General features: G+C 71.0%; 19 protein-coding genes. 14 read left to right on the top strand and 5 right to left on the bottom strand.

Annotated features, from left to right (window positions below):
* The first annotated feature begins 225 nt into the window (after positions 1-225).
* Together IG90_RS0101510 and IG90_RS0101505 are read left to right on the top strand one after the other, a co-directional pair.
* A complete protein-coding gene (locus IG90_RS0101510) occupies positions 226-1,713 on the top strand; it encodes a PP2C family protein-serine/threonine phosphatase (protein ID WP_209443534.1) in 1,488 nt (495 codons plus the stop codon).
* 103 nt (positions 1,714-1,816) lie between these two features.
* Entirely contained in the window at positions 1,817-3,298 is a 1,482-nt protein-coding gene (locus IG90_RS0101505; RefSeq protein ID WP_030576159.1) for an aminopeptidase P family protein, read from the top strand.
* Between the two features lie 42 nt (positions 3,299-3,340).
* Here IG90_RS0101505 and IG90_RS0101500 read toward each other — a convergent pair whose 3' ends face one another.
* Positions 3,341-3,868, bottom strand: a complete 528-nt coding sequence (locus IG90_RS0101500; RefSeq protein WP_030576157.1) for an ATP-binding protein — start codon at positions 3,866-3,868, stop codon at positions 3,341-3,343.
* 292 nt (positions 3,869-4,160) lie between these two features.
* Here IG90_RS0101500 and IG90_RS0101495 point away from each other — a divergent pair, with 292 nt between their 5' ends.
* The 9 genes from IG90_RS0101495 (at position 4,161) to IG90_RS0101455 (ending at position 14,132) form a co-directional block, all read left to right on the top strand.
* Positions 4,161-5,021, top strand: a complete 861-nt coding sequence (locus IG90_RS0101495; RefSeq protein WP_030576155.1) for a hypothetical protein — start codon at positions 4,161-4,163, stop codon at positions 5,019-5,021.
* Positions 5,022-5,169: 148 nt separating this feature from the next.
* Positions 5,170-5,916: a YcnI family copper-binding membrane protein gene (locus tag IG90_RS0101490; protein WP_030576152.1), complete on the top strand. Its 747-nt coding sequence runs from the start codon at positions 5,170-5,172 to the stop codon at positions 5,914-5,916.
* 44 nt (positions 5,917-5,960) lie between these two features.
* The gene (locus IG90_RS0101485) at positions 5,961-6,623 is read left to right on the top strand and encodes an SCO family protein (protein ID WP_030576149.1); all 663 of its coding nucleotides are present in this window, start codon (positions 5,961-5,963) and stop codon (positions 6,621-6,623) included.
* Positions 6,620-7,066 (top strand): copper chaperone PCu(A)C, encoded by a 447-nt coding sequence (locus tag IG90_RS0101480; protein ID WP_030576146.1) that lies wholly within the window; start codon positions 6,620-6,622, stop codon positions 7,064-7,066. Before IG90_RS0101485 ends, IG90_RS0101480 begins: the two co-directional genes overlap by 4 nt.
* Positions 7,067-7,078: 12 nt before the next feature.
* Positions 7,079-9,004, top strand: coding sequence for a copper resistance CopC/CopD family protein (locus IG90_RS0101475; RefSeq protein WP_030576144.1), 1,926 nt, complete (start codon positions 7,079-7,081; stop codon positions 9,002-9,004).
* Positions 9,005-9,027: 23 nt separating this feature from the next.
* The gene (efeB, locus tag IG90_RS0101470; RefSeq protein WP_033893514.1) at positions 9,028-10,335 is read left to right on the top strand and encodes an iron uptake transporter deferrochelatase/peroxidase subunit; all 1,308 of its coding nucleotides are present in this window, start codon (positions 9,028-9,030) and stop codon (positions 10,333-10,335) included.
* A 109-nt stretch (positions 10,336-10,444) separates the two neighbouring features.
* Complete coding sequence (gene pheA / locus IG90_RS0101465) at positions 10,445-11,380, top strand: prephenate dehydratase (protein ID WP_030576140.1); 936 nt, start codon at positions 10,445-10,447, stop codon at positions 11,378-11,380.
* Between the two features lie 662 nt (positions 11,381-12,042).
* Positions 12,043-13,320, top strand: coding sequence for a serine--tRNA ligase (gene serS, locus IG90_RS0101460; RefSeq protein WP_030576137.1), 1,278 nt, complete (start codon positions 12,043-12,045; stop codon positions 13,318-13,320).
* Positions 13,317-14,132 carry an HAD family hydrolase gene (locus IG90_RS0101455; protein ID WP_030576135.1) on the top strand — a complete coding sequence of 272 codons (816 nt, stop codon included), beginning with the start codon at positions 13,317-13,319 and terminating at the stop codon, positions 14,130-14,132. Before serS ends, IG90_RS0101455 begins: the two co-directional genes overlap by 4 nt.
* 363 nt (positions 14,133-14,495) lie before the next feature.
* Here IG90_RS0101455 and IG90_RS0101450 read toward each other — a convergent pair whose 3' ends face one another.
* The 4 genes from IG90_RS0101450 to IG90_RS0101435 are packed head-to-tail and all read right to left on the bottom strand — an operon-like array spanning position 14,496 to position 18,077.
* Positions 14,496-15,215, bottom strand: coding sequence for an ABC transporter permease (locus tag IG90_RS0101450; protein WP_030576132.1), 720 nt, complete (start codon positions 15,213-15,215; stop codon positions 14,496-14,498).
* Positions 15,216-15,245: 30 nt separating this feature from the next.
* On the bottom strand, positions 15,246-16,157 hold the full coding sequence (locus IG90_RS0101445; RefSeq protein ID WP_030576129.1) for an ABC transporter ATP-binding protein: 912 nt from the start codon (positions 16,155-16,157) through the stop codon (positions 15,246-15,248).
* Entirely contained in the window at positions 16,154-17,062 is a 909-nt protein-coding gene (locus IG90_RS0101440) for an ABC transporter permease subunit (RefSeq protein WP_030576127.1), read from the bottom strand. The genes IG90_RS0101445 and IG90_RS0101440 overlap by 4 nt, the downstream gene beginning before the upstream one ends.
* Positions 17,052-18,077, bottom strand: coding sequence for an ABC transporter ATP-binding protein (locus IG90_RS0101435; RefSeq protein WP_030576125.1), 1,026 nt, complete (start codon positions 18,075-18,077; stop codon positions 17,052-17,054). The genes IG90_RS0101440 and IG90_RS0101435 overlap by 11 nt, the downstream gene beginning before the upstream one ends.
* A 438-nt stretch (positions 18,078-18,515) precedes the next feature.
* On the opposite strand from IG90_RS0101435, the gene IG90_RS0101430 reads away from it, so the two are divergent.
* The 3 genes from IG90_RS0101430 to IG90_RS0101420 are packed head-to-tail and all read left to right on the top strand — an operon-like array spanning position 18,516 to position 22,089.
* Entirely contained in the window at positions 18,516-19,376 is an 861-nt protein-coding gene (locus IG90_RS0101430; RefSeq protein WP_030576123.1) for a M24 family metallopeptidase, read from the top strand.
* Positions 19,373-21,145, top strand: coding sequence for an SDR family oxidoreductase (locus IG90_RS0101425; RefSeq protein WP_030576121.1), 1,773 nt, complete (start codon positions 19,373-19,375; stop codon positions 21,143-21,145). Before IG90_RS0101430 ends, IG90_RS0101425 begins: the two co-directional genes overlap by 4 nt.
* Entirely contained in the window at positions 21,142-22,089 is a 948-nt protein-coding gene (locus tag IG90_RS0101420; RefSeq protein WP_030576120.1) for a MerR family transcriptional regulator, read from the top strand. Before IG90_RS0101425 ends, IG90_RS0101420 begins: the two co-directional genes overlap by 4 nt.
* Positions 22,090-22,147 lie beyond the last annotated feature (58 nt).

Below are 22,147 nucleotides of genomic sequence, written 5' to 3'. Positions count from 1 at the left end.
GACGCCCGAACCCGCTGCCGGGTTCCTTGGCGATCACAACCGCACCCGCGCAACACCGTTTACGTACCCAGCATGCCCGGAATGACGCTCCTCCGGCGACCTGACCCCGGAGGTACCCCTGTTGAAGCAGCCCCAGTCGATCGCAAATAGCGTCCGTAGGGTGCATTTTTCAGCCAAGTTAGCCGACACTGGAAGGGTGCGAATCGCCCGGTACCTGTAGGGACAATGCTGGACATCGGGTTACTTGTGCGTGTACATGTGGACACATTGATAGTGGCGCAGAATCACATGGGGGTTTGCGATGCTATTCGACGAATCGTACCGGTCGGAAAGCTGGCTGCCATGAGCGCCCCACACTTGCCGAAAGTGGCCGGAATCGATCCAGAGGTTCCGGTTTCAACGCACACTTCCGCTCCCCTGACGGAGGTCCCGGGTCCGCCCGGAGCCTTCATCCAGGACCGGCTGGCGGGCTGGGTCTCGGACCTCACCACCCTGCACGAACTCACCGAGCGGCTGGCCGGGACGAGCACTCTCGACGACGCACTCGACGAGCTGCTGCGCGCCGGAGCCGCCCTCGTCGGCGCCCGCCGCGGACTTCTCGTTCTGGAACCGGCGAACGGCGCGGGCCCCTCCAGCGTCCTCGGCCTCGGGCTCTCCCACGCCGAGCTCGGACACCTGGAGACCGTGCCGCGCGCGGCCACCGCCCTCGGCCGCGTCCTCGACGGGCTCCCGGACACCGCCGCCGGGGTCACCAGCCCCGACCTGCTCGGCGAGCAGGACCTGGACCCCCGGCACCGGGAGGTCGCCACCCGGCTCGGCTACGCCGCGAGCTACGCCCTCCCGCTCGCCTCCGAGGCGGCCGGACGGCTCGGCGCGGCCGTCTGGCTCTACGACGAACCGGCCGAGCCCGCACAGAAACAGCGCCACCTCGCCGGCCTCTACGCGCGCTACGCCACCGAGCACCTGGCCCGCCTGGTCGAGCTGGAGCGCGCCCGCGCGGACGTCGCCGCCGTCGCCGAGGAACTGCTGCCCAGCCGGCTGCCCCGGATCCCCGGCGTCCAGCTCGCCGCCCGGCACCGCACCGGCCCCCGGGGCGGCGGCGACTGGTACGACGCGCTGCCGCTGCCCGACCGCACGCTCGGCCTCGCCGTCGGCTCCGTCGGCGGGTCCGGACCGAGCGCCATGGCCGCCATGGGCCGGCTGCGCGCCAGTCTGCGGGCGTACGCCGTGATGGAGGGCGAGGATCCCGTAGCCGTCCTCTCCGACCTGGAACTGCTGCTGCGGCTCACCGAGCCCGCGCGGACCGCGACCGCCCTGTTCGCCTACTGCGAACCCGCCGCCCGCAAGGTCGTGCTGGCCGGTGCCGGCCACACCCCACCGCTGGTACTCGGCGAGCGGCGCTGCGAGTTCGTCGAGACCACGCTCTCCGCCCCGCTGGGGATGCTCGCCTGCTGGGAGGCGCCGAGCGTGGAGTTCAGCCCCGCTCCCGGCGAGACCGTGCTGCTCTACACGGACGGGCTGCTGCGCCGCACCGGGGACCCGGTGGACCGCGCCTTCGCCCGGCTGCACTCCGCCGCCGCTTCCGTACCGAAGACCGAGCGGCACGATCCGGCGGCCGTCGCCGACCACGTCCTGTGCGTCATGCTCCCCGACGGCCTGGACCGGAGCGATTCCGCCGAGGACGTCGTGATCCTCGCCGCCCGCTTCGACTGACGTCGGGGAGTCTCTCCGGTAATAGGCCCTTCGGCCCTGGGCCCCCTTCCGCACGCCCGTACGATGGGTGATGGTCCAGTGTCGTATCAAGGAGAGACAAATCGTGTCTGAGGAGCTCATTCCGGAGAACCCGGAGCAGGAGACCGAAGAGAACGAAGCGGCGGAACCGGTCAAGCAGCGGAAGAACGGCCTGTACCCGGGCGTCTCCGACGAGCTCGCCGACAACATGAAGTCGGGCTGGGCCGACACGGAGCTGCACGACCTCCAGCCGATCGCCCAGGCCGAGTACACCGCCGCCCGGCGCGCCGCGCTCTCCGCCCGCTTCCCCGGCGAGCGCCTGGTCATCCCCGCGGGCAACCTGAAGACCCGCTCCAACGACACCGAGTACGCCTTCCGCGCCTCCACCGAGTACGCGTACCTCACCGGTGACCAGACCCAGGACGGCGTGCTCGTCCTGGAGCCGACAGGTGACAGCGGCCACGAGGCGACCGTCTACCTGCTGCCGCGCTCCAACCGGGAGAACGGCGAGTTCTGGCTCGACGGCCAGGGCGAGCTGTGGGTCGGCCGGCGGAACTCCCTCACCGAGGCCGAGCAGCTGCTGGGCATCCCCGCGAAGGACGTCCGCGAGCTGGCCGCCGCGCTGACCGAGGCCACCGGCCCGGTCCGCAATGTGCGCGGGCACGACGCCGGCATCGAGGCCGCCCTCACCGACAAGGTCACCGCGGAGCGCGACGAGGAACTGCGCGTCCACCTCTCCGAGGCCCGTCTGGTGAAGGACGCCTTCGAGATCGCCGAGCTGCAGAAGGCGTGCGACGCCACCGCGCGTGGCTTCGAGGACGTCGTGAAGAGCCTGGACAAGGCCGAGGCGACCAGCGAGCGCTTCATCGAGGGCACGTTCTTCCTGCGCGCCCGCATCGAGGGCAACGACATCGGCTACGGCTCGATCTGCGCCGCCGGCCCGCACGCCACCACCCTGCACTGGGTCCGCAACGACGGTGCCGTCCGCGCGGGCGAGCTGCTGCTCCTGGACGCCGGTGTCGAGACCAACGAGCTCTACACCGCCGACGTGACGCGCACCCTGCCGATCAACGGCACGTTCTCGCCGCTCCAGCGCAAGATCTACGACGCGGTGTACGAGGCCCAGGAGGCGGGCATCGCCGCCGTGAAGCCCGGTGCCGACTACCGCGACTTCCACGACGCCGCGCAGCGGGTGCTCGCCGAGAAGCTCGTCGAGTGGGGCCTGCTCGGCGACCTGTCCGTGGACAAGGTCCTGGAGCTGGGCCTCCAGCGCCGCTGGACCCTCCACGGCACCGGCCACATGCTCGGCATGGACGTCCACGACTGCGCCGCCGCGCGCACCGAGGCGTACGTCAACGGCACGCTGGAGCCAGGCGTCTGCCTGACGGTCGAGCCCGGTCTCTACTTCCAGGCCGACGACCTGACCGTGCCCGAGGAGTACCGGGGCATCGGCGTCCGGATCGAGGACGACATCCTCGTCACCGAGGACGGCAACCGGAACCTCTCCGACACGCTGCCCCGCCGGGCGGACGAGGTCGAGGCCTGGATGGCACGGCTCAAGGGCTGATCCGTCCCGTACGACGACACACCGCGCAGGGCGCGCCGCTCACTACACCGTGAGCAGCGCGCCCTCGCGCCATTTCAGGACCTTGTCGAAGCGCACCACGGCGCCGTGGCCCGGCCGGTTGCCGAACTGGACGTGGTCGGAGAGCTGCTGGATGAGGTCCAGACCCCGGCCGCTCTCGGCTTCGGTATCCCGCGGGGGCTGCGCGTGCCGCGGGTACTGCGCGTGCTGTTCGGAATGCGCGGCTGGGCGAAGCGCGCGCCGGGCGGGAAAGCCCGGCCCCGAGTCGCTGACCTCGATACGGCATTTCTCGCCGTCCAGATAGGCCGTGACCCGGTACTGCCCGGAGTCCGCGGGAGGGCGTCCGTACCCGGAATCCTCGAGCTCCCCGCGACCCGTCCGGCGGCCGCCGTGTTCGACGGCGTTCGCACAGGCCTCGCTGAGCGCGACCGACAGGTCGAAGGAGATGTCCGGATCCACCCCTGCGGTTTCCATGGTGCCGAGCAGAAAACGACGGGCGAGCGGAACGCTCGCAGCTTCGCGCCGCAAATGGAGAGACCACCAGATGCTCATCTTTCAGCCTCCTGGCTGCGGCTCGACGTATCGGTACGTATTGCCGCCCTCGACACTTCGTAAGCACGGATCAGGTGGGAGAGCCCTCATTCGGCGGATGCGGATATTCGGCCGCCCGGTGTAAGGACCCGCCCGGCCGCAGGTCAACAGGGGTCCGTCCGTGCCCCCGGGTGCGCGCCCCCGGTCCGTACATCCCCCGCGAGAAGGCGCAACAAGCGCGGTTGGGGACGGACCCTGATCTTCCGGACCTGCCGTACGGCGCAGGAGGGTGCAGTGCGATGATGTCCCGGCCATGTCCACGCCTCTCGCACGCGCCGGAGCCGGTCTGCGGCTCATGAGGGCCGCGGTGTTCACCGCGGTCTGCGTCGTGCTGTCCGCGGCCGGGCACGCGTTCGCCGCCGGAACGGCCGTCCCCGCGTGGACACTGCTCGCCGGGTTCCTCGGCGTCCTCGCCGTCGCCACCGTCCTCGCCGGACGGGAACGTTCCCTTCCGTCGATCGTGGGCGCGCTGGCCGGCGGACAGATCCTCCTGCACGTGCTCTTCGCGTACGGCAGCCACGCCGGTGCCCCGGCCGCCGCCGCGTCCACGGGCGGCGACGGTCCGCTCATCCGGTTCGCCGCCGGCCTCGTGTGCGGCGCCGGCCCGGCGCAGCTGAACGCGGCCGACGCCCACCGCATCGTCTCCACCGCGGGCATCGACCCGTCGGCGCTCGCGGGGGGCCACGGCCATCTCGCGGCGGGCGGCGGGGCGGCGCAGACCGCCGCGTCAGCGGCTCCGGACGGCGCCTCCGGCATCGCGCAGATGTGCGCCGCGGTGTCCGCACTGCTGCCGGACCTGCCGATGTTCCTGGCCCACGTCCTCGTCGCGCTCGCCACCGGCTGGCTGCTGCGGCGCGGCGAGATCGCCCTCTTCGGGCTGGCCCGACTCTCCGCCCACAGCGCCCAGGCGCTGGCGGCCGGGGCCCGGCTGCGGTCCCTGCGGGCCGCGCTCGCCCTCGTCCGCGCGCTGCGGTCGGGGGCGCGCGAGCAGCTCGTGGCCGGGCCGCGCGTTCCGCGCCCCTCCGACGACGTACCGGTACCCGCCGCCGGGGATCCTCTGCAGCACCTGGTGATCAGGCGCGGGCCTCCGGCCCCGTACGCCCTCGCAGCCTGACGCGACGCCTCCCACCGCCCCCGCGGAGCCCGTCCGTGCACATCCCTGTGCGCGCACGCCCACGGAACCGGACCACGAGGTGTCGTGATGCCGCCGCGCATCCGCGCGCCGGACCACCATGTTCCGTTTCCCTGTGGAGATTCCTGCCATGAAGCTTTCCCGTATCGCCCTCGCCGGCGGCGTCGCCGCGTCCACCGTCCTGCTGATCACCGGCCCGGCCGCCGCCCATGTCAGCGTCCAGCCGGTGGGCGAGGCCGCCAAGGGCGGATACGCCACGCTCAACTTCAAGGTCCCCAACGAGCGCGACCAGGCCTCGACGGTGAAGCTCGAAGTGAACTTCCCGGCCGGCCACCCGCTGTCGTCCGTCACCCCGCAGGCCGTCCCCGGCTGGAAGATCAAGGTCGACAAGAGCAAGCTCGACAAGCCTCTTGAAGTGCACGGCAAGAAGATCACCGAGGCCGTCTCCAAGGTGACCTGGACCGCGGACGACAGCGAGATCGCCCCCGGCTACTTCCAGCAGTTCCCGGTCTCCGTCGGCGCGCTTCCCGAGGACGCCGACCAGCTCGTCTTCAAGGCGATCCAGACGTACGACAACAAGGAAGTCGTCCGCTGGATCGAGGAGCCCACGGCGGACGGCGACGAGCCCGACAGCCCGGCCCCCGTCCTGAAGCTGACCGCCGCCGCCGAGGACCACCACGGCGGCGCGGCCGACGACGCCAAGGAGGCCGACGACCACAAGGCCGCCGACACCAAGGCGTCGTCCGAGGAGAGCAGCACCGCCGCGTCCTCCTCCTCCAGCGACACCACCGCCCGCACGCTGGGCATCATCGGCATCGTCATCGGCATCGGGGGCATCGCGTTCGGTGTGCTCGCCGGACGTCGCCGCTCGGCCTGACCGGCCGGTTCCCTCACCCGCACCACGTTCAGGACACCTCTTTCATGCGCAACAACAAAGCAGCAGTGACGGCCGTGGCGTTCGCCGCCGCGGCCGCACTGGCCCTCTCCGCCTGCGGCACCGGTGACGACGAGGCGGGCTCCTCGGCCGTCGCCGACATCAGCGCCGCGCCGAAGGCCAAGGCCGCGACCGTCCTCGACCAGCCGTTCACCAAGCCGAACCTCGTCCTCACCGACACGAACGGCAAGGAGTACGACCTCCGCGAGGCGACCAAGGGCAAGCCGACGCTCATCTACTTCGGCTACACCAACTGCCCCGACGTCTGCCCGCTGACCATGAGCAACATCTCCCTCGCCAAGCGGGAGCTGTCCAAGGCCGACCAGGAAAAGCTCCAGGTCGTCTTCGTCACCACCGACCCCGAGCGCGACACCCCCGCCTCGCTCGGCAAGTGGCTCTCCGCCCAGGATCCCTCCTTCACCGGTCTCACCGGCGACTTCCCGACCATCCAGGCCGGGGCCCGGCAGATCGGCATCGGCATCGACGCGCCGAAGAAGGAGAAGGACGGGACCGTCGTCTCGATGCACGGCGCCCAGGTCATCGCCTTCTCCCCGAAGACGGACAAGGGGTACGTGCTCTACGGCGAGGACACCAGCGCCGAGGAGTACACGAAGGACCTCCCCAAGCTCATCAAGGGGGAGGCCCCGTGAACCGCCGCCCGGCTCTCGCGGGCTTCCTCGCCCTGACCCTGGGGCTGACGTCGGCCGGGTGCTCGTCGGAGAGCGAGCCGGAGCTGAAGGTCGTCGACGCCTTCATGCCACAGCCCGTGAGCGACATGGCCGCCGGATTCCTCGTCGTACAGAACAGCGGCGGCGCCGCGGACCGGCTCACCTCGGTGACCAGTCCGCTCTCCGACGACGTCACGATCCACGAGACGAAGAACCAGAAGATGCGCGAGGTCTCCTCGTTCGAGGTGCCCGCCAACGGCGAGCTCGAGCTCGAACGCGGTGGCAACCACATCATGTTCATGAAGCTCAAGCAGAAGCCCAAGCAGGGCGAGAAGGTCTCCGTCGAGCTGCACTTCGAGAAGGCCGACCCCATCAAGGTCGACCTGTCGGTGAAGGAAACCGCCCACAACCCGAAGAAGCAGTGAGGGACTGAACCGATGTCTGCCACCGCCCCGTACGCCGGGCCCTCCCCGACACGACGGCCCGTCGCCGCCGCCGCGCTCCTCGCCGCGCTGGTCAGCCTGGTGTTCGGGCTGCTGCTGGCCGGCGCGGGTCCGGCGTCCGCGCACGCCGCCCTCACCGGGAGCGACCCGCGGGACGGGGCGGTGGTGGACACCGCGCCCAAGGAGGTGACCCTCAGCTTCTCCGAGGCCATCGCCGTGGGCGACGACTCCATCCGGGTCCTCGACCCCAGCGGCAAGCGCGCCGACACCGACGCCGAACCGCGCGATCTCTCCGAGGGCGGCACCGTCCGGTACGGCGTCGCGCTCCACTCCGGTCTGCCGGACGGCACCTACACGGTGGCCTGGAAGGCGATCTCCGCCGACAGCCATCCGATCTCCGGCGCCTTCACGTTCTCCGTCGGCGCCCCGTCCGAGACCACGGTGGCCCTGCCCTCCCAGGAAGCGGGCGGCGGCCCGGTCGGCGGCGTCTACGACATCGCGCGCTACGCCGCGTACGGCGGATTCGTCCTGCTCGTCGGCGGCAGCGCGTTCGTCCTGGTCTGCTGGCAGCGCGGCGCGACCGCCCTGCCGATGCAGCGGCTCGTGGTCCGCGGCTGGCTCACGCTGACCGCCGCGACCCTGGTCATGCTGCTGCTGCGCCATCCGTACACCGGCAGCGGGAAGTTCGCCGACGCCTTCGACCTCGCCGGACTCCAGTCCGCCCTGGACACCGAGCCCGGCGCCGCCCTCGTCTCCCGGCTGCTGCTGCTCGGGGCCGCCGCCCTCTTCATCGCCGTGCTGTTCGGCACGTACGCCCGGCGCGAGGACGAGCGGGAGAAGAAGGACCTCACCTTCGGCCTCGCCGTCGGAGGCGGTGTGATCGCGGCGGGCATCGCCGCCACCTGGGCGATGTCCGAGCACGCCTCGACCGGTATCCAGCCGTCCATCGCCATGCCGGTGGACGTCCTGCACCTGCTGGCCGTCGCCGCTTGGCTCGGCGGGCTCGCCTCGCTGCTGGTGGCGTTGTACCGGACCCCGGACATCGGGAGCGCCGCGGTCCGGCGCTTCTCCACGGTCGCGTTCGGCAGCGTCGTGGTACTGGCGGCGACCGGGATCTACCAGTCCTGGCGGCAGGTCGGCTCCTGGTCGGCGCTGACCGGGACGCGCTACGGGCAGCTGCTGATCCTCAAGGTGGCGCTGATCGCCGTCCTGCTCGCGGTCGCCTGGTTCTCCCGGCGCTGGACGGGACTGCTGACGGACCCCGCTGTCGCCTCCTCCGGGACCGAGGAGGCGGACCCGGTGACCGAGGTGACCGAGCAGGAGGACGCCCCGGCCGACGTCGACCCCGAGCGCGCCGCGCAACTGGCCCGTCAGCGGGCCGCCGTGACCGCGACGAAGAAGAAGCGGATACGGGACGCCGACCCGGAGCGCTCCGGGCTGCGCCGCTCGGTCCTGACCGAAGCCGTCGTCGCCGTCGTCCTGCTGGCCGTCACCACCACGCTGACGTCCACCGAACCGGGCCGTACGGAGGAGGAGGCCGCGGGCGCCGCCACCGCGGCGACCGCTCCCGCCGCCGGGGGCCCGGTCAGCCTGAGCATGCCGTTCGACACCGGCGGTCAGAACGGCAAGGGCACCGTCCGCATCGACATCAACCCCGGCTGCTCCGGCTCCCACAATCTGCATGTGTGGATCGACGGCAGCGACGGCAAGCCGATGGACGTCCCCGAACTGAAGCTGGCCCTGACTCTGGAGTCCAAGGACATCGGTCCGCTGCCGGTCGTCCCGGACCGGCTGGCCGAGGGGCACTGGTGGGCGAGCGGGATGCAGATCCCGATGGCCGGGGACTGGAAGATCGACGTGACGGTACGGACATCGGACATCGACCAGGTCACCATCGACAAGAACGTGAAGATCGGCTGAGCACGGTGAGCGAGACGAAGAAGATGACCCCGGACGGGACCGCCACGACCGACTTCCCGGGCAGCGTTGTGGGGAGCGGCGGCACCGGCGTATCTCGGCGTCGGCTGCTGGGCACCGCGGGCGCTGCGGGCGCCACGGGGCTGGTGCTGGGGGCCGGGGGCGGGGCCGCCGGGTACGCCGCCACGCGCCCCGAGGAGCCGGCCACGCTGGCGACCGTCGGGGCGACCGAGGCGATGTTTCACGGGAAACATCAACCGGGGATCATCACTCCGCTTCAGGCCCGGGGCCATCTCGTCGCCTTCGACCTGACGGCGGGCGCGGGGCGCAAGGAGGCGGCGGCGCTGCTGCGGCGCTGGTCCACGCTGGCGAAGGAGCTGATGGCGGGCCGCCCCGCGGCGGGCGGGCCGGACGGCCCCGGCCACGACACCGGGATCGCCCTGGACGCGGGGCCGTCGTCCCTGACCGTCACCTTCGGCTTCGGCCGTACGTTCTTCGCGCGCACGGGCCTGGCCGCCCGCCTGCCCGCGGCGCTCGACCCGCTGCCCGCGTTCTCCGCCGACGCCCTCGACGCCAAGCGCTCCAACGGCGACCTGTGGGTGCAGATCGGCGCGGACGACGCACTGGTCGCCTTCCACGCGCTGCGGGCCCTCCAGAAGGAGGCCGCGGGCACGGCACGGGTGCGGTGGCAGATGAACGGCTTCAACCGCACCCCCGGCGCCACCGCCCGGCCGATGACCGCCCGCAACCTGATGGGCCAGATCGACGGGACCGGCAACCCGAAGCCGGCCGACGAGGACTTCGAACGGCGCGTGTTCGTCCCCGCCTCGCCCGGGAAGCCGCAGGAGTGGATGGAGGGCGGTTCGTACGCCGTCGTCCGCCGGATCAGGATGCTCCTGGACGACTGGGAGAAGCTTCCGGTGGAGCGTCAGGAGCGGGTCATCGGCCGGCGCAAGGCGGACGGGGCGCCCCTGAGCGGGGGGACCGAGACCACGGAGATGGACCTCGGCAGGGCGGGCCCGGACGGCAGGCTCGTGATCCCCGACAACGCCCACGCCCGGATCTCCTCGCCCGAGAAGAACGGCGGGGCCGCCATGCTGCGCCGCCCGTTCTCGTACCACGACGGCATCGCGGAGGACGGTGCTCCGGACGCCGGGCTCCTCTTCGTCTGCTGGCAGGCGGACCCGTTCCGGGGCTTCGTGCCGGTCCAGCGCAAACTCGACCGGGGGGACGCGTTGTCGCCGTTCCTCCGGCACGAGGCGAGCGGCGTGTTCGCGGTCCCGGGCGGGGCGGCGGAGGGCGAGTACGTGGGACAGCGGCTTCTGGAGTCGTAGGGGCGGCCCGGAGCCCGGCCGGGGCGGCCGACAAGCGACCGGGACGCGGCTTGCCGACCGCATTCTGAGACAGCGCGGCGGGCCTCGCGGGGCGCATTAGGGTGACCGTATGTCAGCCACGCGCTACGCCTATCTCGGCCCCGAAGGCACCTTCACCGAGGTCGCCCTCCGTACGCTCCCGGAAGCCGCCACCCGGGAACTCGTCCCGATGGTCTCCGTGCCGGCCGCCCTCGACGCCGTACGCAGCGGCGAGGCGGCGGCGGCGCTCGTGCCGATCGAGAACTCCGTCGAGGGCGGCATCACCGCGACGCTGGACGAGCTGGCCGGCGGGGAACCGCTGATGATCTACCGCGAGGTGCTGCTCTCCATCACCTTCGCGCTGCTGGTACGGCCCGGTACCAAGCTGTCGGACGTCAAGACGGTCACCGCGCACCCGGCCGCCCAGCCGCAGGTGCGCAACTGGATGGCGGCCCATCTCCCCGGAGCCCTGTGGGAGTCGGCGGCGTCCAACGCGGACGGGGCCCGGCTGGTCCAGGAGGGGCGGTACGACGCCGCGTTCGCCGGGGAGTTCGCCGCCGCCACCTACGGCCTGGAGCCGCTGGTGACGGAGATCCACGACGCGGAGAACGCCCAGACCCGCTTCGTCCTGGTGGGCCGGCCGGCCCGGCCCTCCGCACCGACCGGTGCGGACAAGACCTCCGTGGTGATCTGGCTCGGCGACGACCATCCCGGCGCCCTGCTGGAGCTGCTCCAGGAGTTCGCGGTGCGCGGCGTCAACCTGATGCTGATCCAGTCCCGCCCGACCGGCGAGGGCATCGGCAACTACTGCTTCGCCGTGGACGCGGAGGGACACATCGCGGACCGGCGGGTCGGGGAGGCCCTGATGGGACTGAAGCGGATCAGCCCGAAGGTGCGGTTCCTCGGTTCGTACCCGCGGGCGGGTGTCTCCCCGGACGAGGTGCGGCCGCTGCGGGCGGGCACGTCGGACGCGGCGTTCACGGAAGCCTCCGACTGGCTGGCACGCAGCCAGGACGGCCGGATCTGACGGCAGGGCGGGAGAGAGCCCCGGCGCGATGGCGTCCGGGCGGCTTCCTTGCGCGCTCCGCAGCGGTGCGATCTACGGATAGTCACGCACTCCGGAGAGTTATCCACAGGAGACTCTCAAGCTGGGGACAAGTCGACAACTCAATGCGACATCATCGACAAATCAACCCAGGCACGCCGGAGCCGTCCACAGAGCCATGAGGCGGCACGAGTCACCCCGTGTCCGCCGAATTCCCTTGATCAACTCTTTGAGGTGGTGAATTCCCACCCGAAAGAGCGCACGGAACGGGTTTGGATGGAGATTCCATGGACCTTCGTCCGGCTTACGGAACAACACCCTCCGGCATCCACAGAACTTCCACACAGCCTGTGGACAACTATTCCGGCAGTGAGCCCCTGTGGACAACAGAGGATGACGTGCCCCCAACTCCCGCCCCGACCAAGGCCGGTACGTCAAGGCGGACCGCACCTTCTGCCCCGTTCAGGGGAGTTAACCACCACTATTGGCACCCTCCCCCACTCCGGCACCGATACCGACACCGCCCTTCTCCGCGACCGTCCGCGATTCCCCCACAGAAATATCAATCCCGGCAATTCGGTCATAGTGACACGCTCGGCAATATCGGTTCGAGTGCGAGAACCGCGCACCGGTAGCCTGGAGGGGTGATTGACCTTCGCCTGCTCCGTGAGGACCCCGACCGTGTTCGCGCCTCCCAGCGCGCCCGTGGAGAGGACGTCGACCTCGTCGACGCCCTGCTCTCCGCCGACGAGCTGCGCAGGTCGTCCGGCGTCCGCTTCGACGAACTCCGCGCCGAGCAGAAGTCGCTCGGCAAGCTGATTCCCAAGGCCACCCCTGAGGAGCGCACCGAGCTCCTCAAGAAGGCCGAACAGCTCAAGGCCGGCGTCAAGGCGGCCGACGCCGCCCAGGACGAGGCCGACGCGGACGCCAAGCGGCTGCTGCTCCAGCTCGGCAACATCGTCCACGAGGACGTGCCGGTCGGGGGCGAGGAGGACTTCGTCGTCCTGGAGACGCACGGCACCATCCGCGACTTCGGCGCCGAGGGCTTCGAGCCCAAGGACCACCTGGAGCTCGGCGAGGCGCTCGGCGCCATCGACATGGAGCGCGGGGCAAAGGTCTCCGGCTCGCGGTTCTACTACCTCACGGGCGTCGGCGCGCTCCTGGAGCTCGCTCTCGTCAACGCGGCGATCGCCCAGGCCACCGAGGCCGGCTTCGTACCGATGCTGACCCCCGCGCTGGTCCGCCCGCGCGCCATGGAGGGCACCGGCTTCCTCGGCCAGGCCTCGGAGAACGTGTACCACCTGGAGAAGGACGACTACTACCTGGTCGGCACCTCCGAGGTCCCCCTCGCCGCGTACCACATGGACGAGATCATCGACGCCGGCAAGCTGCCCCTGCGGTACGCCGGGTTCTCCCCGTGCTTCCGCCGCGAGGCCGGCACGTACGGCAAGGACACCCGCGGGATCTTCCGCGTCCATCAGTTCGACAAGGTCGAGATGTTCTCGTACGTCGACCCGGCGGACGCCGAGGCCGAGCACAGCAGGCTCCTGGAGTGGGAGAAGCAGTGGCTCACCGCCCTCGAACTGCCCTTCCAGGTGATCGACGTCGCCACCGGTGACCTCGGCGCCTCCGCCTCGCGGAAGTTCGACTGCGAGGCGTGGATCCCGACCCAGGGCAAGTACCGCGAGCTGACCTCCGCGTCGAACTGCGACGGCTTCCAGGCCCGCCGCCTGTCCGTCCGGATGCGCGACGGCAAGAAGGTCCAGCCGCTGGCCACGCTGAACGGCACCCTCTGCGCCGTGCCGCGCACGATCGTGGCGATCCTGGAGAACCACCAGCTCCCCGACGGTTCGGTCCGGGTTCCCGAGGTGCTCCGTCCCTACCTGGGCGGGCGCGAGGTCCTGGAACCGGTCGCCAAGTGACCTTCCCCTACAAGCTCGTCGCGACCGACCTCGACGGCACGCTGCTGCGCGATGACGGCACGGTCTCCGAGCGCACCCGCGAGGCACTGGCCGCCGCCACGGCGGCCGGCGCCGCGCACATCATCGTCACCGGACGCGCGGTCCCCTGGACCCGGCACATCCTGGACGACCTCGGTTACGAGGGGCTCGCGGTCTGCGGTCAGGGCGCGCAGGTCTACCACGCGGGCGAGCACAGGCTGCTGACCTCGTTGACCCTGGACCGGCAGCTCGCCGGTCTCGCGCTGTCCAAGATCGAGGCGGAGGTCGGTCCGCTGCACCTGGCGGCCAGCCGCGACGGACTGGACGGCGAGGTGCTGGTGGGGCCCGGCTACCTCGTGCAGGAGGGGCCGCTGCCGTACCACTTCGTGGACGACGCCGCCGAGATGTGGACAGCCCCGCTCAACAAGGTCTACATACAGCATCCTGAGCTGGACGACGACGCGCTGGCCTTCGCCGCGCGGGCGGCCGTCGGCAGCCTGGTCGACGTGGTCATGGCCGGAGCCGGTGTGGTCGAGATCCTGCCGCTGGGTCTGAGCAAGGCGACCGGCCTCTCGCTGGCCGCCCGCCGGCTCGGCGTGAAGGCTGCCGACACGATCGCCTTCGGCGACATGCCGAACGACATCCCGATGTTCGGCTGGGCCCACCACGGCGTGGCCATGGCCAACGCCCACGACGATCTGAAGGCCGTCGCCCACGAGATCACCGCGTCCAACGAGGCCGACGGCATCTCGGTGGTGCTGGAGGAACTGCTCCGCTCGGCACCTGTGCCGTAGCCGCTCCGTACGTACGAGGCATCGAGCCGACAGCGGCCCGGCACCGTTTCCCACGGTGCCGGGCCGCCGGTCCCAGCGCTGACCACTACGGCGGCGCAGATCCTTCAGCTGCCGGGCGAAGGACTCCATCCGCCCGTCCAGGCGCACGACGTCCTGCTGCACGGCCGTCAACCGCAGACAGACTCATCACCCCGACCACCTGGTGCGTCACCTCCGCGTTCCGGTCAAGGCTGTCGAGCCGCTCCGACGGTCACGCACACACCTGTCCACACGTGTTTCTGTCCGGTCGTACGGCACAGACGGCTCCCGCCCTGTCCCGGGCGGGAGCCGTCTGTCGTACGCGCGGGTCTCAGGCCGCGGCCCTCACTCCTCGCCCGCCAGCTTCAGCGTGCGCAGCTTCTGCCCCGCGTACCAGGTGGCTGCGACCGTCACCGCGACCAGCAGGACCGTGGCGAGCGGCAGGCCGACGTCCGAGGTCACCGCGCCGTCGCCCGCGACCTTCTGGGCGACCGCCAGGGACCATTGCTGGACGCTGAGCGTCCGCGCACCGGGCACCAGGCTGCCGAAGAGGGCCTCCCAGACCAGGGCGTAGACCAGGCCGAGGACGACCGCGTGCCGGCTGACCGTGCCGAGCAGCAGGAACAGGGCGCTGTACACGATCGAGGCGACCAGCGCCGCGATCGTGTACGCGACGGCGATCTGCTGGCCGTTGCCGTTCAGGATCAGGCCCGCGAGGAGCGTCGGCAGGGCGGAGAACACCATGGTCACCGCGATGGCCACGATCAGCTTGGTGAAGATGATCGTGGGCCGCTTCACCGGCTTCGCGAGCAGGTAGACGATCGAGCCGTCGTCGATCTCGGGGCCGATCGCGCCGGTGCCCGCGATCACGCCGATCAGCGGCACCATCGTGGCGATGGCGAAGCCGCCGAGGACGTTCGCGGCGACCTGGTCATCGGCTCCGGCGAACATGCGCACGGCAGCGGCGATCACCAGCAGCAGTGCGGGCAGGACGAACAGGATGGCGGCCCGGCGTCGGCCGAGCAGGGCCCGGTAGGTGAGCCGGGCGACTGTGGGGTCGTACATGACGGTGCACAGCTCCTTTCAGGCCACTACTCAGGCCGCTACGAGGTAGGAAAAGACCGATTCGAGGGACTCGTCGGACGGGGAGACGGTGAGCAGCCGGATGCCCTGCTCACGGGCCACCTTCGGCAGCAGTTCGGTGAACCGCCCGAAGTCGACGGCCTGGATGCGCAGCGCCTTCTCGGCCAGGTCGACCTCGATGCCCGCGGTGGAAGGGTCGGCGATGAGCGCGGCCGCGAGGGCCCGGTCGTCGCTGGAGCGCACCAGGTAGCGGTGCGGCCGGTCCGTCATCAGCCGGCGGATCTTCCGGAAGTCGCCGGACGCGGCGTGCCGGCCCGCCACGATCACCTCGATGTGCGAGGCCAACTGCTCGACCTCTTCGAGGATGTGGGAGGAGAACAGGACCGTGCGTCCCTCGTCCCCCATCCGCCGCAGCAGTTCCATCAGCTGCATCCGCTGGCGCGGGTCCATCCCGTTGAACGGCTCGTCCAGGAGCAGCACCGAGGGCTCGTGGACCAGCGCGGACGCCATCTTCACGCGCTGGCGCATGCCCTTGCTGTACGTGGAGATCTTGCGGTCCTGGGCGTACTCCATCTGGACCGTGGCGAGCGCCTTCTGCGCCTCGGCCCCGCCCAGCCCTTGGAGTTCGGCGTTGGCGACGACGAACTCCCTGCCGGTGAGGAAGTCGTACATCCCTTCCCGCTCCGGGACGATGCCGATCTCCTTGTAGACGGCCTCGTTGCGCCAGATCGGCCGGCCGTCCAGCGTGACCTTCCCCGTCGAGGGGGCGAGGAATCCGCCCATCATGTTGATGAGGGTGGACTTTCCGGCGCCGTTCGGGCCGAGGAGTCCGGTGACGCCGGGCTCCACGGTCATGGAGACGTCGTTGACGGCGACCACGTTGCCGAACCAGCGCGAGGTGTGGTCGATCTCGATGGTGGTCACAGCCCGACCCTCCGGTAGCGGCGCATCAGGACGGCGTACGAGCCGGCGACGAGCGCGAGAACAACGATCAGGTAGACCACGCCGGTCCCGGCCCCCGGGCCTTCCCCTCCGGGGAAGGCGGAGGTCGCACCGAGGAACGCGGTCTGGACGCCGTCGATCAGCGTGATCGGCGAGAACAGGCCGAGCCACTGCACGGCCCCTTCCGAACCGGTCTCCCAGGCGATGGCCTGGACCGTGGAGACGGCGCCGTAGGTGATGGTCAGGAGGGCGATCACCGCGGCGACGCCGAAGCCGCGCCGCGGGGTCAGGGCGGCCATCACGAGGCCGAGCCCGGCGAACAGCACGGACAGCAGCGCCACCGACACCAGTCCCTGGCCGAACCACTTGGTCTGATCGGCGAAGTCGAACTTCGCGAGCAGAGAGCCCGCATAGAGGATGAGCAGCGGTGCACCGGTGAGGATGAAGAGCGCGGTGGCGGTGGCCGCGAGCTTCGCCATCACGTAGTCGGCGCGTTCGATCGGCCGCGAGAAGTACAGGGGGACGCTCTTGAAGCGGAGGTCCCTGGACACCGCCTGCGGTGCCTGGGCGGCGATGAACAGGCCGATGACAGCCTGGAGGTAGATCGCGTACGAGGTGTACTTGACCACCAGCTTGCTGGCGTCCGGCGCGGCCATGGAGACCGCCACCAGAATCGCCGCGACCAGCGCCATCACGCCGAACAGCAGCATGGGAAGCACCTTGGACTTGGCGGAACGGCCCAGTCCGAAGGAGCCCCGCAGGGTCTGCGAGAACAGGGATCGGCGGGCGTAGGCCCGGCCGAGCCGCGGTCCGTCGTAGGAGCGGTAGCCGATGTTGTGGATCCGGGAGGCGTCGCGCCCGGCCGCGGTCCCGGTCTCAGTGCTCATCGCGACCGCTTCCCTTCTGCTGGACCTGGGCGACCTGCTGCGGGGCCTGTTGTACGGCGCCGTCGGCGGCCGGGACGGTGGCGGCGTGCGCCCCGCCCTGTTCGGTACGGAAGACCTCGGCGATGTGGTGGCGGCGCTGTTCCATGCGGACCAGGCCGAGCCCGAGCCCGGCGACGCTGTCGCGGACCAGGTCGTACGTCTCCTCGCCGACCGCCTCGATCAGCAGGATGCGGCCCGCGCCCGGCAGCCCCTCCGTGTCGATCCCGTCGAGGCCGATGAGGGTGACGCCGGCGTCGGTGAGGACCTTGCGCAGCGCACCGGTGCCGTCGGGGTGGGTGTCGCTGTCGGTCACCTCGACCGCCAGGGTCGCGGTGGTCTGGGTGAAGTCGCTGGTGGAGCTGGAGCGCAGGAGCGTTCCGCCGTCGATGACGACGACGTGGTCGCAGGTGCGTTCCAGCTCGCCCAGGAGGTGCGAGGTCACCAGCACGGAGATGCCGAAGTCGGTGTGGATCCGGCGGATCAGGCCGAGCATGTCGTCCCGGCCGACCGGGTCCAGGCCGTTGGTCGGCTCGTCGAGCAGGACCAGCTGGGGGTCGTGGACGAGGGCCTGGGCCAGCTTCACCCGCTGCTTCATGCCGGTCGAGTAGCCGCCGATCGGGCGGTAGCGCTCCTCGTAGAGGCCGACGTGGCGCAGGGTGTCGGCCGTGCGCTCACGGGCCGCCGTGGGCGGCAGCCCCGACATGCGGGCCATGTGCACGACAAACTCGGTCGCCGAGACGTCGGGCGGCAGGCAGTCGTGCTCGGGCATGTATCCCACCCGTTCCCGGATGGCGGCGCCGCTGGTCGCGACGTCGAGCCCGAGCACTGCGGCCCGGCCTTCGGTGGCGGGGGAAAGACCCAGCAGGATCTTGATCAGTGTGGACTTGCCGGCTCCGTTGGAACCCACCAGACCGGTCACACCCGGTCCGATGTCCAACGTGAGCCGGTCAAGCGCGGTCACCCGGGGGAACCGCATGCTCAGGGCTTCGGTAGCGATTACGGCTGTCACGGAAATGACGTTAGTGGCGGGGGCCACAGGGGTCGTCAGCCCTGACGGCTGGATCCGCGTCAGACTCCAGGCGTACGCGCCCGTAGGGGGACCCCGCGAAGAAGGAGACCGGGCCTCCGGGACCGGCAGGGCGCGCCGGGGTTCGATCCTGCGGCGGGACGGGCCGGGGTCCGACCCGCGGGCGGGACGGGCCGGGGTCCGACCAACGGGCGGGACGGGCCGGGGTCCGACCAACGGGCGGAACGGGCCGGGTCGCCCACAGACGGGTCCCGGGTTGTCCACAGCCGCGCGCCGGGAGTTGTCCACAGGCCGCGCAGACCTCTTGACGCAGCCGCCGGACATTGTCACATTCATCAGTGTCACTTTACGGGCACGGACCGCACACGGCAGGGAACGGACGGTGGCATGACCGGCATGACCTCGGCAGTGCAGCACGAGATCGCCCCGGAGCTGCGGGGGTTCAGAGAGGTTCAGCGCCTGGCCTACGCCTGCGCGGAGGCGGTAGCCGGTCAGTTGCGGTCGGGAGTGACCGAGCGCGAGGCGGCCCGGATGCAGCGCGTGTGGCTGCGCGAGCGCGGCGTGCGCGACTGGTTCCACCTCCCGTTCGCCTGGTTCGGGGACCGCACGGCGTTCGCCGGGTTCAAGGTGCCGCTGCAGTTCTTCCCGACCGACCGGAAGCTGGAGCCGGGGATGCCGTTCATCCTCGACATGGCCCCGGTGTACAAGGGGTTCACCGCCGATGTCGGGTATTCGGGGTGCCTCGGCCTCAATCCGCTGCACGACAAGCTGCTGGCCGACCTGGAGGCCCACCGCGGGCTGATCCTGCGGGAGGTGCGCGAGCGCCGTTCGCTGCGCGAGATCTACGAGGACGTCGAACGCCTCATGACCGCACAGGGATACGCGAACAGACACCGAGCCTACCCCTTCGGCGTGATCGCCCACAAGGTCGACCGCGTCGCCGAACGCCGCTGGTCGCCGCAGGTGTTCGGATTCGGCGCCCAGGCCCTCAAAGGGCTCCTGAGCGACGCGCTGCACGGTCACCGGGACGGCTGGTCACCGCTGTGGAGCCCCTACCGATTCTCCGACCACCCGCCGCAGCCGGGCCTGTGGGCGGTCGAACCCCACCTCGGATTCCGGGGTACGGGCGCGAAGTTCGAGGAGATCCTGGTCGTCACCGACTCCAAGGACCCCGAACAGAGCGCTTTCTGGCTGGACGACGATCTGCCGCACGTGCGGCGCTGGGCCGAGGAGAAGGTGGCGGCGTGAATCTGTCCCGAGCGCGCGAGCGACGCGTGGTGACCGGGGGCGTCGAGCTGTGCGTCGCCGAACTGGGCGACGCGGGCCGGCCGACCGTGGTGCTGGTCCACGGCTATCCGGACAGCAAGGAGGTCTGGTCGGACGTCGCCGTGCGGCTGGCCGAGCAGTGGCACGTGGTGCTGTACGACGTGCGGGGGCACGGCGGGTCCACCGCCCCGAAGCCCCTGCGCGGCGGCTTCACCCTGGAGAAGCTGACCGACGACTTCCTGGCCGTGATCGACACGGTCAGCCCGGACCGGCCGGTGCACGTGGTCGGTCACGACTGGGGGTCCGTGCAGTCCTGGGAGTTCGTCACGGTCGGCCGGACCGAGGGCAGGATCGCCTCCTTCACCTCGATGTCCGGGCCGTCCCTGGACCACTTCGGGCACTGGATCAAACGCCGGATGACCCGCCCGACCCCGCGCAAGGTCGGCGAACTGCTCGGCCAGGGAGCCAAGTCCTGGTATGTGTACATGCTCCACACGCCGGTCCTGCCGGAGCTCGCCTGGCGCGGGCCGCTCGGCAAGCGGTGGCCCCGGATCCTGGAGCGGCTGGAGAAGGTGCCCGCGGGCGACTACCCCACCGCCTCCCTGCCGAACGACGCGGCTCACGGGGCCTGGCTCTACCGCGACAACGTCCGCGCCCGGCTGAGCAGGCCCCGCGCGGACGCCTACGCCCACGCGCCGGTCCAGCTGATCACGCCGACCGGGGACTCCTTCCTCTCGGAGCGGCTCTACGACGGGCTGGAGGACTGGGTCCCCACGCTGGTACGCCGCTCGATCCCGGCCAAGCACTGGGTGCCCCGCACCCGGCCGGACCAACTGGCCTTCTGGATCGACGAGTTCGTCACGGCGAACGAGTCCGCCGGGCGGGACGGCGCGCCCGTGGCGCAGGCGGAGGCCAAGAGCCCCTACGCCCAGCGGTTCGGCGGTCAGCTGGTCCTGGTGACGGGCGCGGCCTCCGGGATCGGGCGGGCCACGGCGTTCGCCTTCGCCGAGGCGGGCGCCCGGATCGTGGCCGTGGACCGCGACGCGGAGGGGGCCGCCCGGACCGCGGAGATGGCACGGCTGATCGGGGCGCCGGCGGCCTGGGGCGAGGCGGTCGACGTCAGCGACGAGGCCGCGATGGAGAAGCTCGCCGCCCGGGTCGCCGCGGAGCACGGCATCGTCGACGTCCTGGTCAACAACGCCGGGATCGGGCTCTCCGGCTCCTTCCTGGAGACCACCAGCGAGGAATGGAAGAAGGTCCTCGACGTCAATCTGTGGGGAGTCATCCACGGCTGCCGGATCTTCGGCAAGCAGATGGCGGACCGGGGCCAGGGCGGCCACATCGTCAACACCGCGTCGGCCGCGGCCTTCCAGCCCTCCCGGGCGCTGCCCGCGTACAGCACGTCGAAGGCGGCCGTGCTGATGCTCAGCGAGTGCCTGCGGGCCGAGCTGGCGGAGAAGTCGATCGGGGTGAGCGCGATATGCCCCGGCATCGTCAACACCAACATCACCACCACCGCGCGCTTCGCGGGGACCGACGCGGCGGAGGAGGAGCGGCTGCGGAAGCGGACGAGCCGGCTCTACGAGCGGCGCAACTACCCGCCGGAGAAGGTCGCCGACGCGATTCTGCGGGCGGTCGTGCGCAACCAGGCGGTGGTGCCGGTGACCCCGGAGGCGCGCGGCGCCCGGCTGCTGTCCCGGCTGAGCCCCGGGGCCCTGCGCGCCGTCGCCCGGCTGAAGCCTCCGCTGTGACCGGGGCAGGGGCCAAGGCCGCCGAGTACCGGATCGAGGACCTGGCCCACGCCAGCGGGGCCACGGTGCGCACGATCCGCGCCTATCAGGACCGGGGGCTGCTCCCGACGCCCGAGCGGCGCGGACGGGCCAATGTGTACCGGGAGACCCACCTGGCCCGGCTGCGGCAGATCGCGGACCTGCTCGACCGGGGCTACACCCTGGCCAGCATCAAGGAGTTGCTGGAGGCGTGGGACGCGGGCCGGGGGCTCGGCGGGGTGCTCGGGCTCGTCGCGGAGGTGCACGGCCCGTGGACGGACGAGGAGGCCGGCCGGATCAGCCGCCGCGAGCTGGACGCGCGGTTCGGCGGCCGGCGGGACGACGAGGCCATCGCCGAGGCGGTGGAGCTCGGCGTGCTGGAGCGCGTGCCGGGGCGGGACGACGAGTTCCTCGTCCCCAGTCCACAAGAGCTGACGGTGGCGGTGGAGTTGTACGGGGCTGGGGTCCCCCTGTCCGCGATCTCCGGCCATCTGCGGGAGCTTCGCGGCCAGGTGGAGCACATAGCCTCCCGCTTCCTGGAGTTCACCACCGAGCACGTCTTCGCCCGCTATCTCGGTCATCGGCCGCCCACCGACTCCGATGCGGCAGAGGCGGCCTCCCTGGTACGCCGCCTGAGGCCCCTCGCTCAACAGACAGTGGACGCCGAACTGGCGCGCGCCATGAGGACGTTCGCCACCCGCCACCTGCATCACCACCTCGGCGAGGAGCGGAGCGCGATCGCCGAGAACTCGACCCGCCCCGTGCTGCTTCCGGCTCGGACAACCCAGGCGGTGCAGAACCTTGTTGGCGCGGAGGGGCTGGCGGACTTCGTCGCGGCGGCCACCGAACGGGAGCTGCAAGCGCGGACTTTGGACCATCTCACGGCAAGTCACGCCAAAGAGAACAAAATTGACGAACACCCCTAAATCCACAGCCTGTTGTCCACAGAATCAGCAAATAGCTTGTGGATAACTCAAGTTGACT

Origin of the sequence: Streptomyces anulatus (assembly GCF_000721175.1) — a bacterium.
GTDB lineage: Bacteria > Actinomycetota > Actinomycetes > Streptomycetales > Streptomycetaceae > Streptomyces > Streptomyces anulatus_C.
Note: the sequence above shows the minus strand (reverse complement) of the source record. Positions and strands in the feature narration are given on the sequence as shown.

Bases quoted from the DNA above. Each gene is read 5' to 3' on its own strand.
- IG90_RS0101500 (WP_030576157.1), bottom strand. From the start codon at position 3,868: ATGAGCATCTGGTGGTCTCTCCATTTGCGGCGCGAAGCTGCGAGCGTT.
- IG90_RS0101510 (WP_209443534.1), top strand. From the start codon at position 226: ATGCTGGACATCGGGTTACTTGTGCGTGTACATGTGGACACATTGATA.
- IG90_RS0101495 (WP_030576155.1), top strand. From the start codon at position 4,161: ATGTCCACGCCTCTCGCACGCGCCGGAGCCGGTCTGCGGCTCATGAGG.
- efeB (WP_033893514.1), top strand. From the start codon at position 9,028: ATGACCCCGGACGGGACCGCCACGACCGACTTCCCGGGCAGCGTTGTG.
- IG90_RS0101430 (WP_030576123.1), top strand. From the start codon at position 18,516: ATGACCGGCATGACCTCGGCAGTGCAGCACGAGATCGCCCCGGAGCTG.
- IG90_RS0101450 (WP_030576132.1), bottom strand. From the start codon at position 15,215: ATGTACGACCCCACAGTCGCCCGGCTCACCTACCGGGCCCTGCTCGGC.
- IG90_RS0101485 (WP_030576149.1), top strand. From the start codon at position 5,961: ATGCGCAACAACAAAGCAGCAGTGACGGCCGTGGCGTTCGCCGCCGCG.
- IG90_RS0101490 (WP_030576152.1), top strand. From the start codon at position 5,170: ATGAAGCTTTCCCGTATCGCCCTCGCCGGCGGCGTCGCCGCGTCCACC.
- IG90_RS0101435 (WP_030576125.1), bottom strand. From the start codon at position 18,077: ATGCGGTTCCCCCGGGTGACCGCGCTTGACCGGCTCACGTTGGACATC.
- IG90_RS0101475 (WP_030576144.1), top strand. From the start codon at position 7,079: ATGTCTGCCACCGCCCCGTACGCCGGGCCCTCCCCGACACGACGGCCC.
- IG90_RS0101440 (WP_030576127.1), bottom strand. From the start codon at position 17,062: ATGAGCACTGAGACCGGGACCGCGGCCGGGCGCGACGCCTCCCGGATC.
- pheA (WP_030576140.1), top strand. From the start codon at position 10,445: ATGTCAGCCACGCGCTACGCCTATCTCGGCCCCGAAGGCACCTTCACC.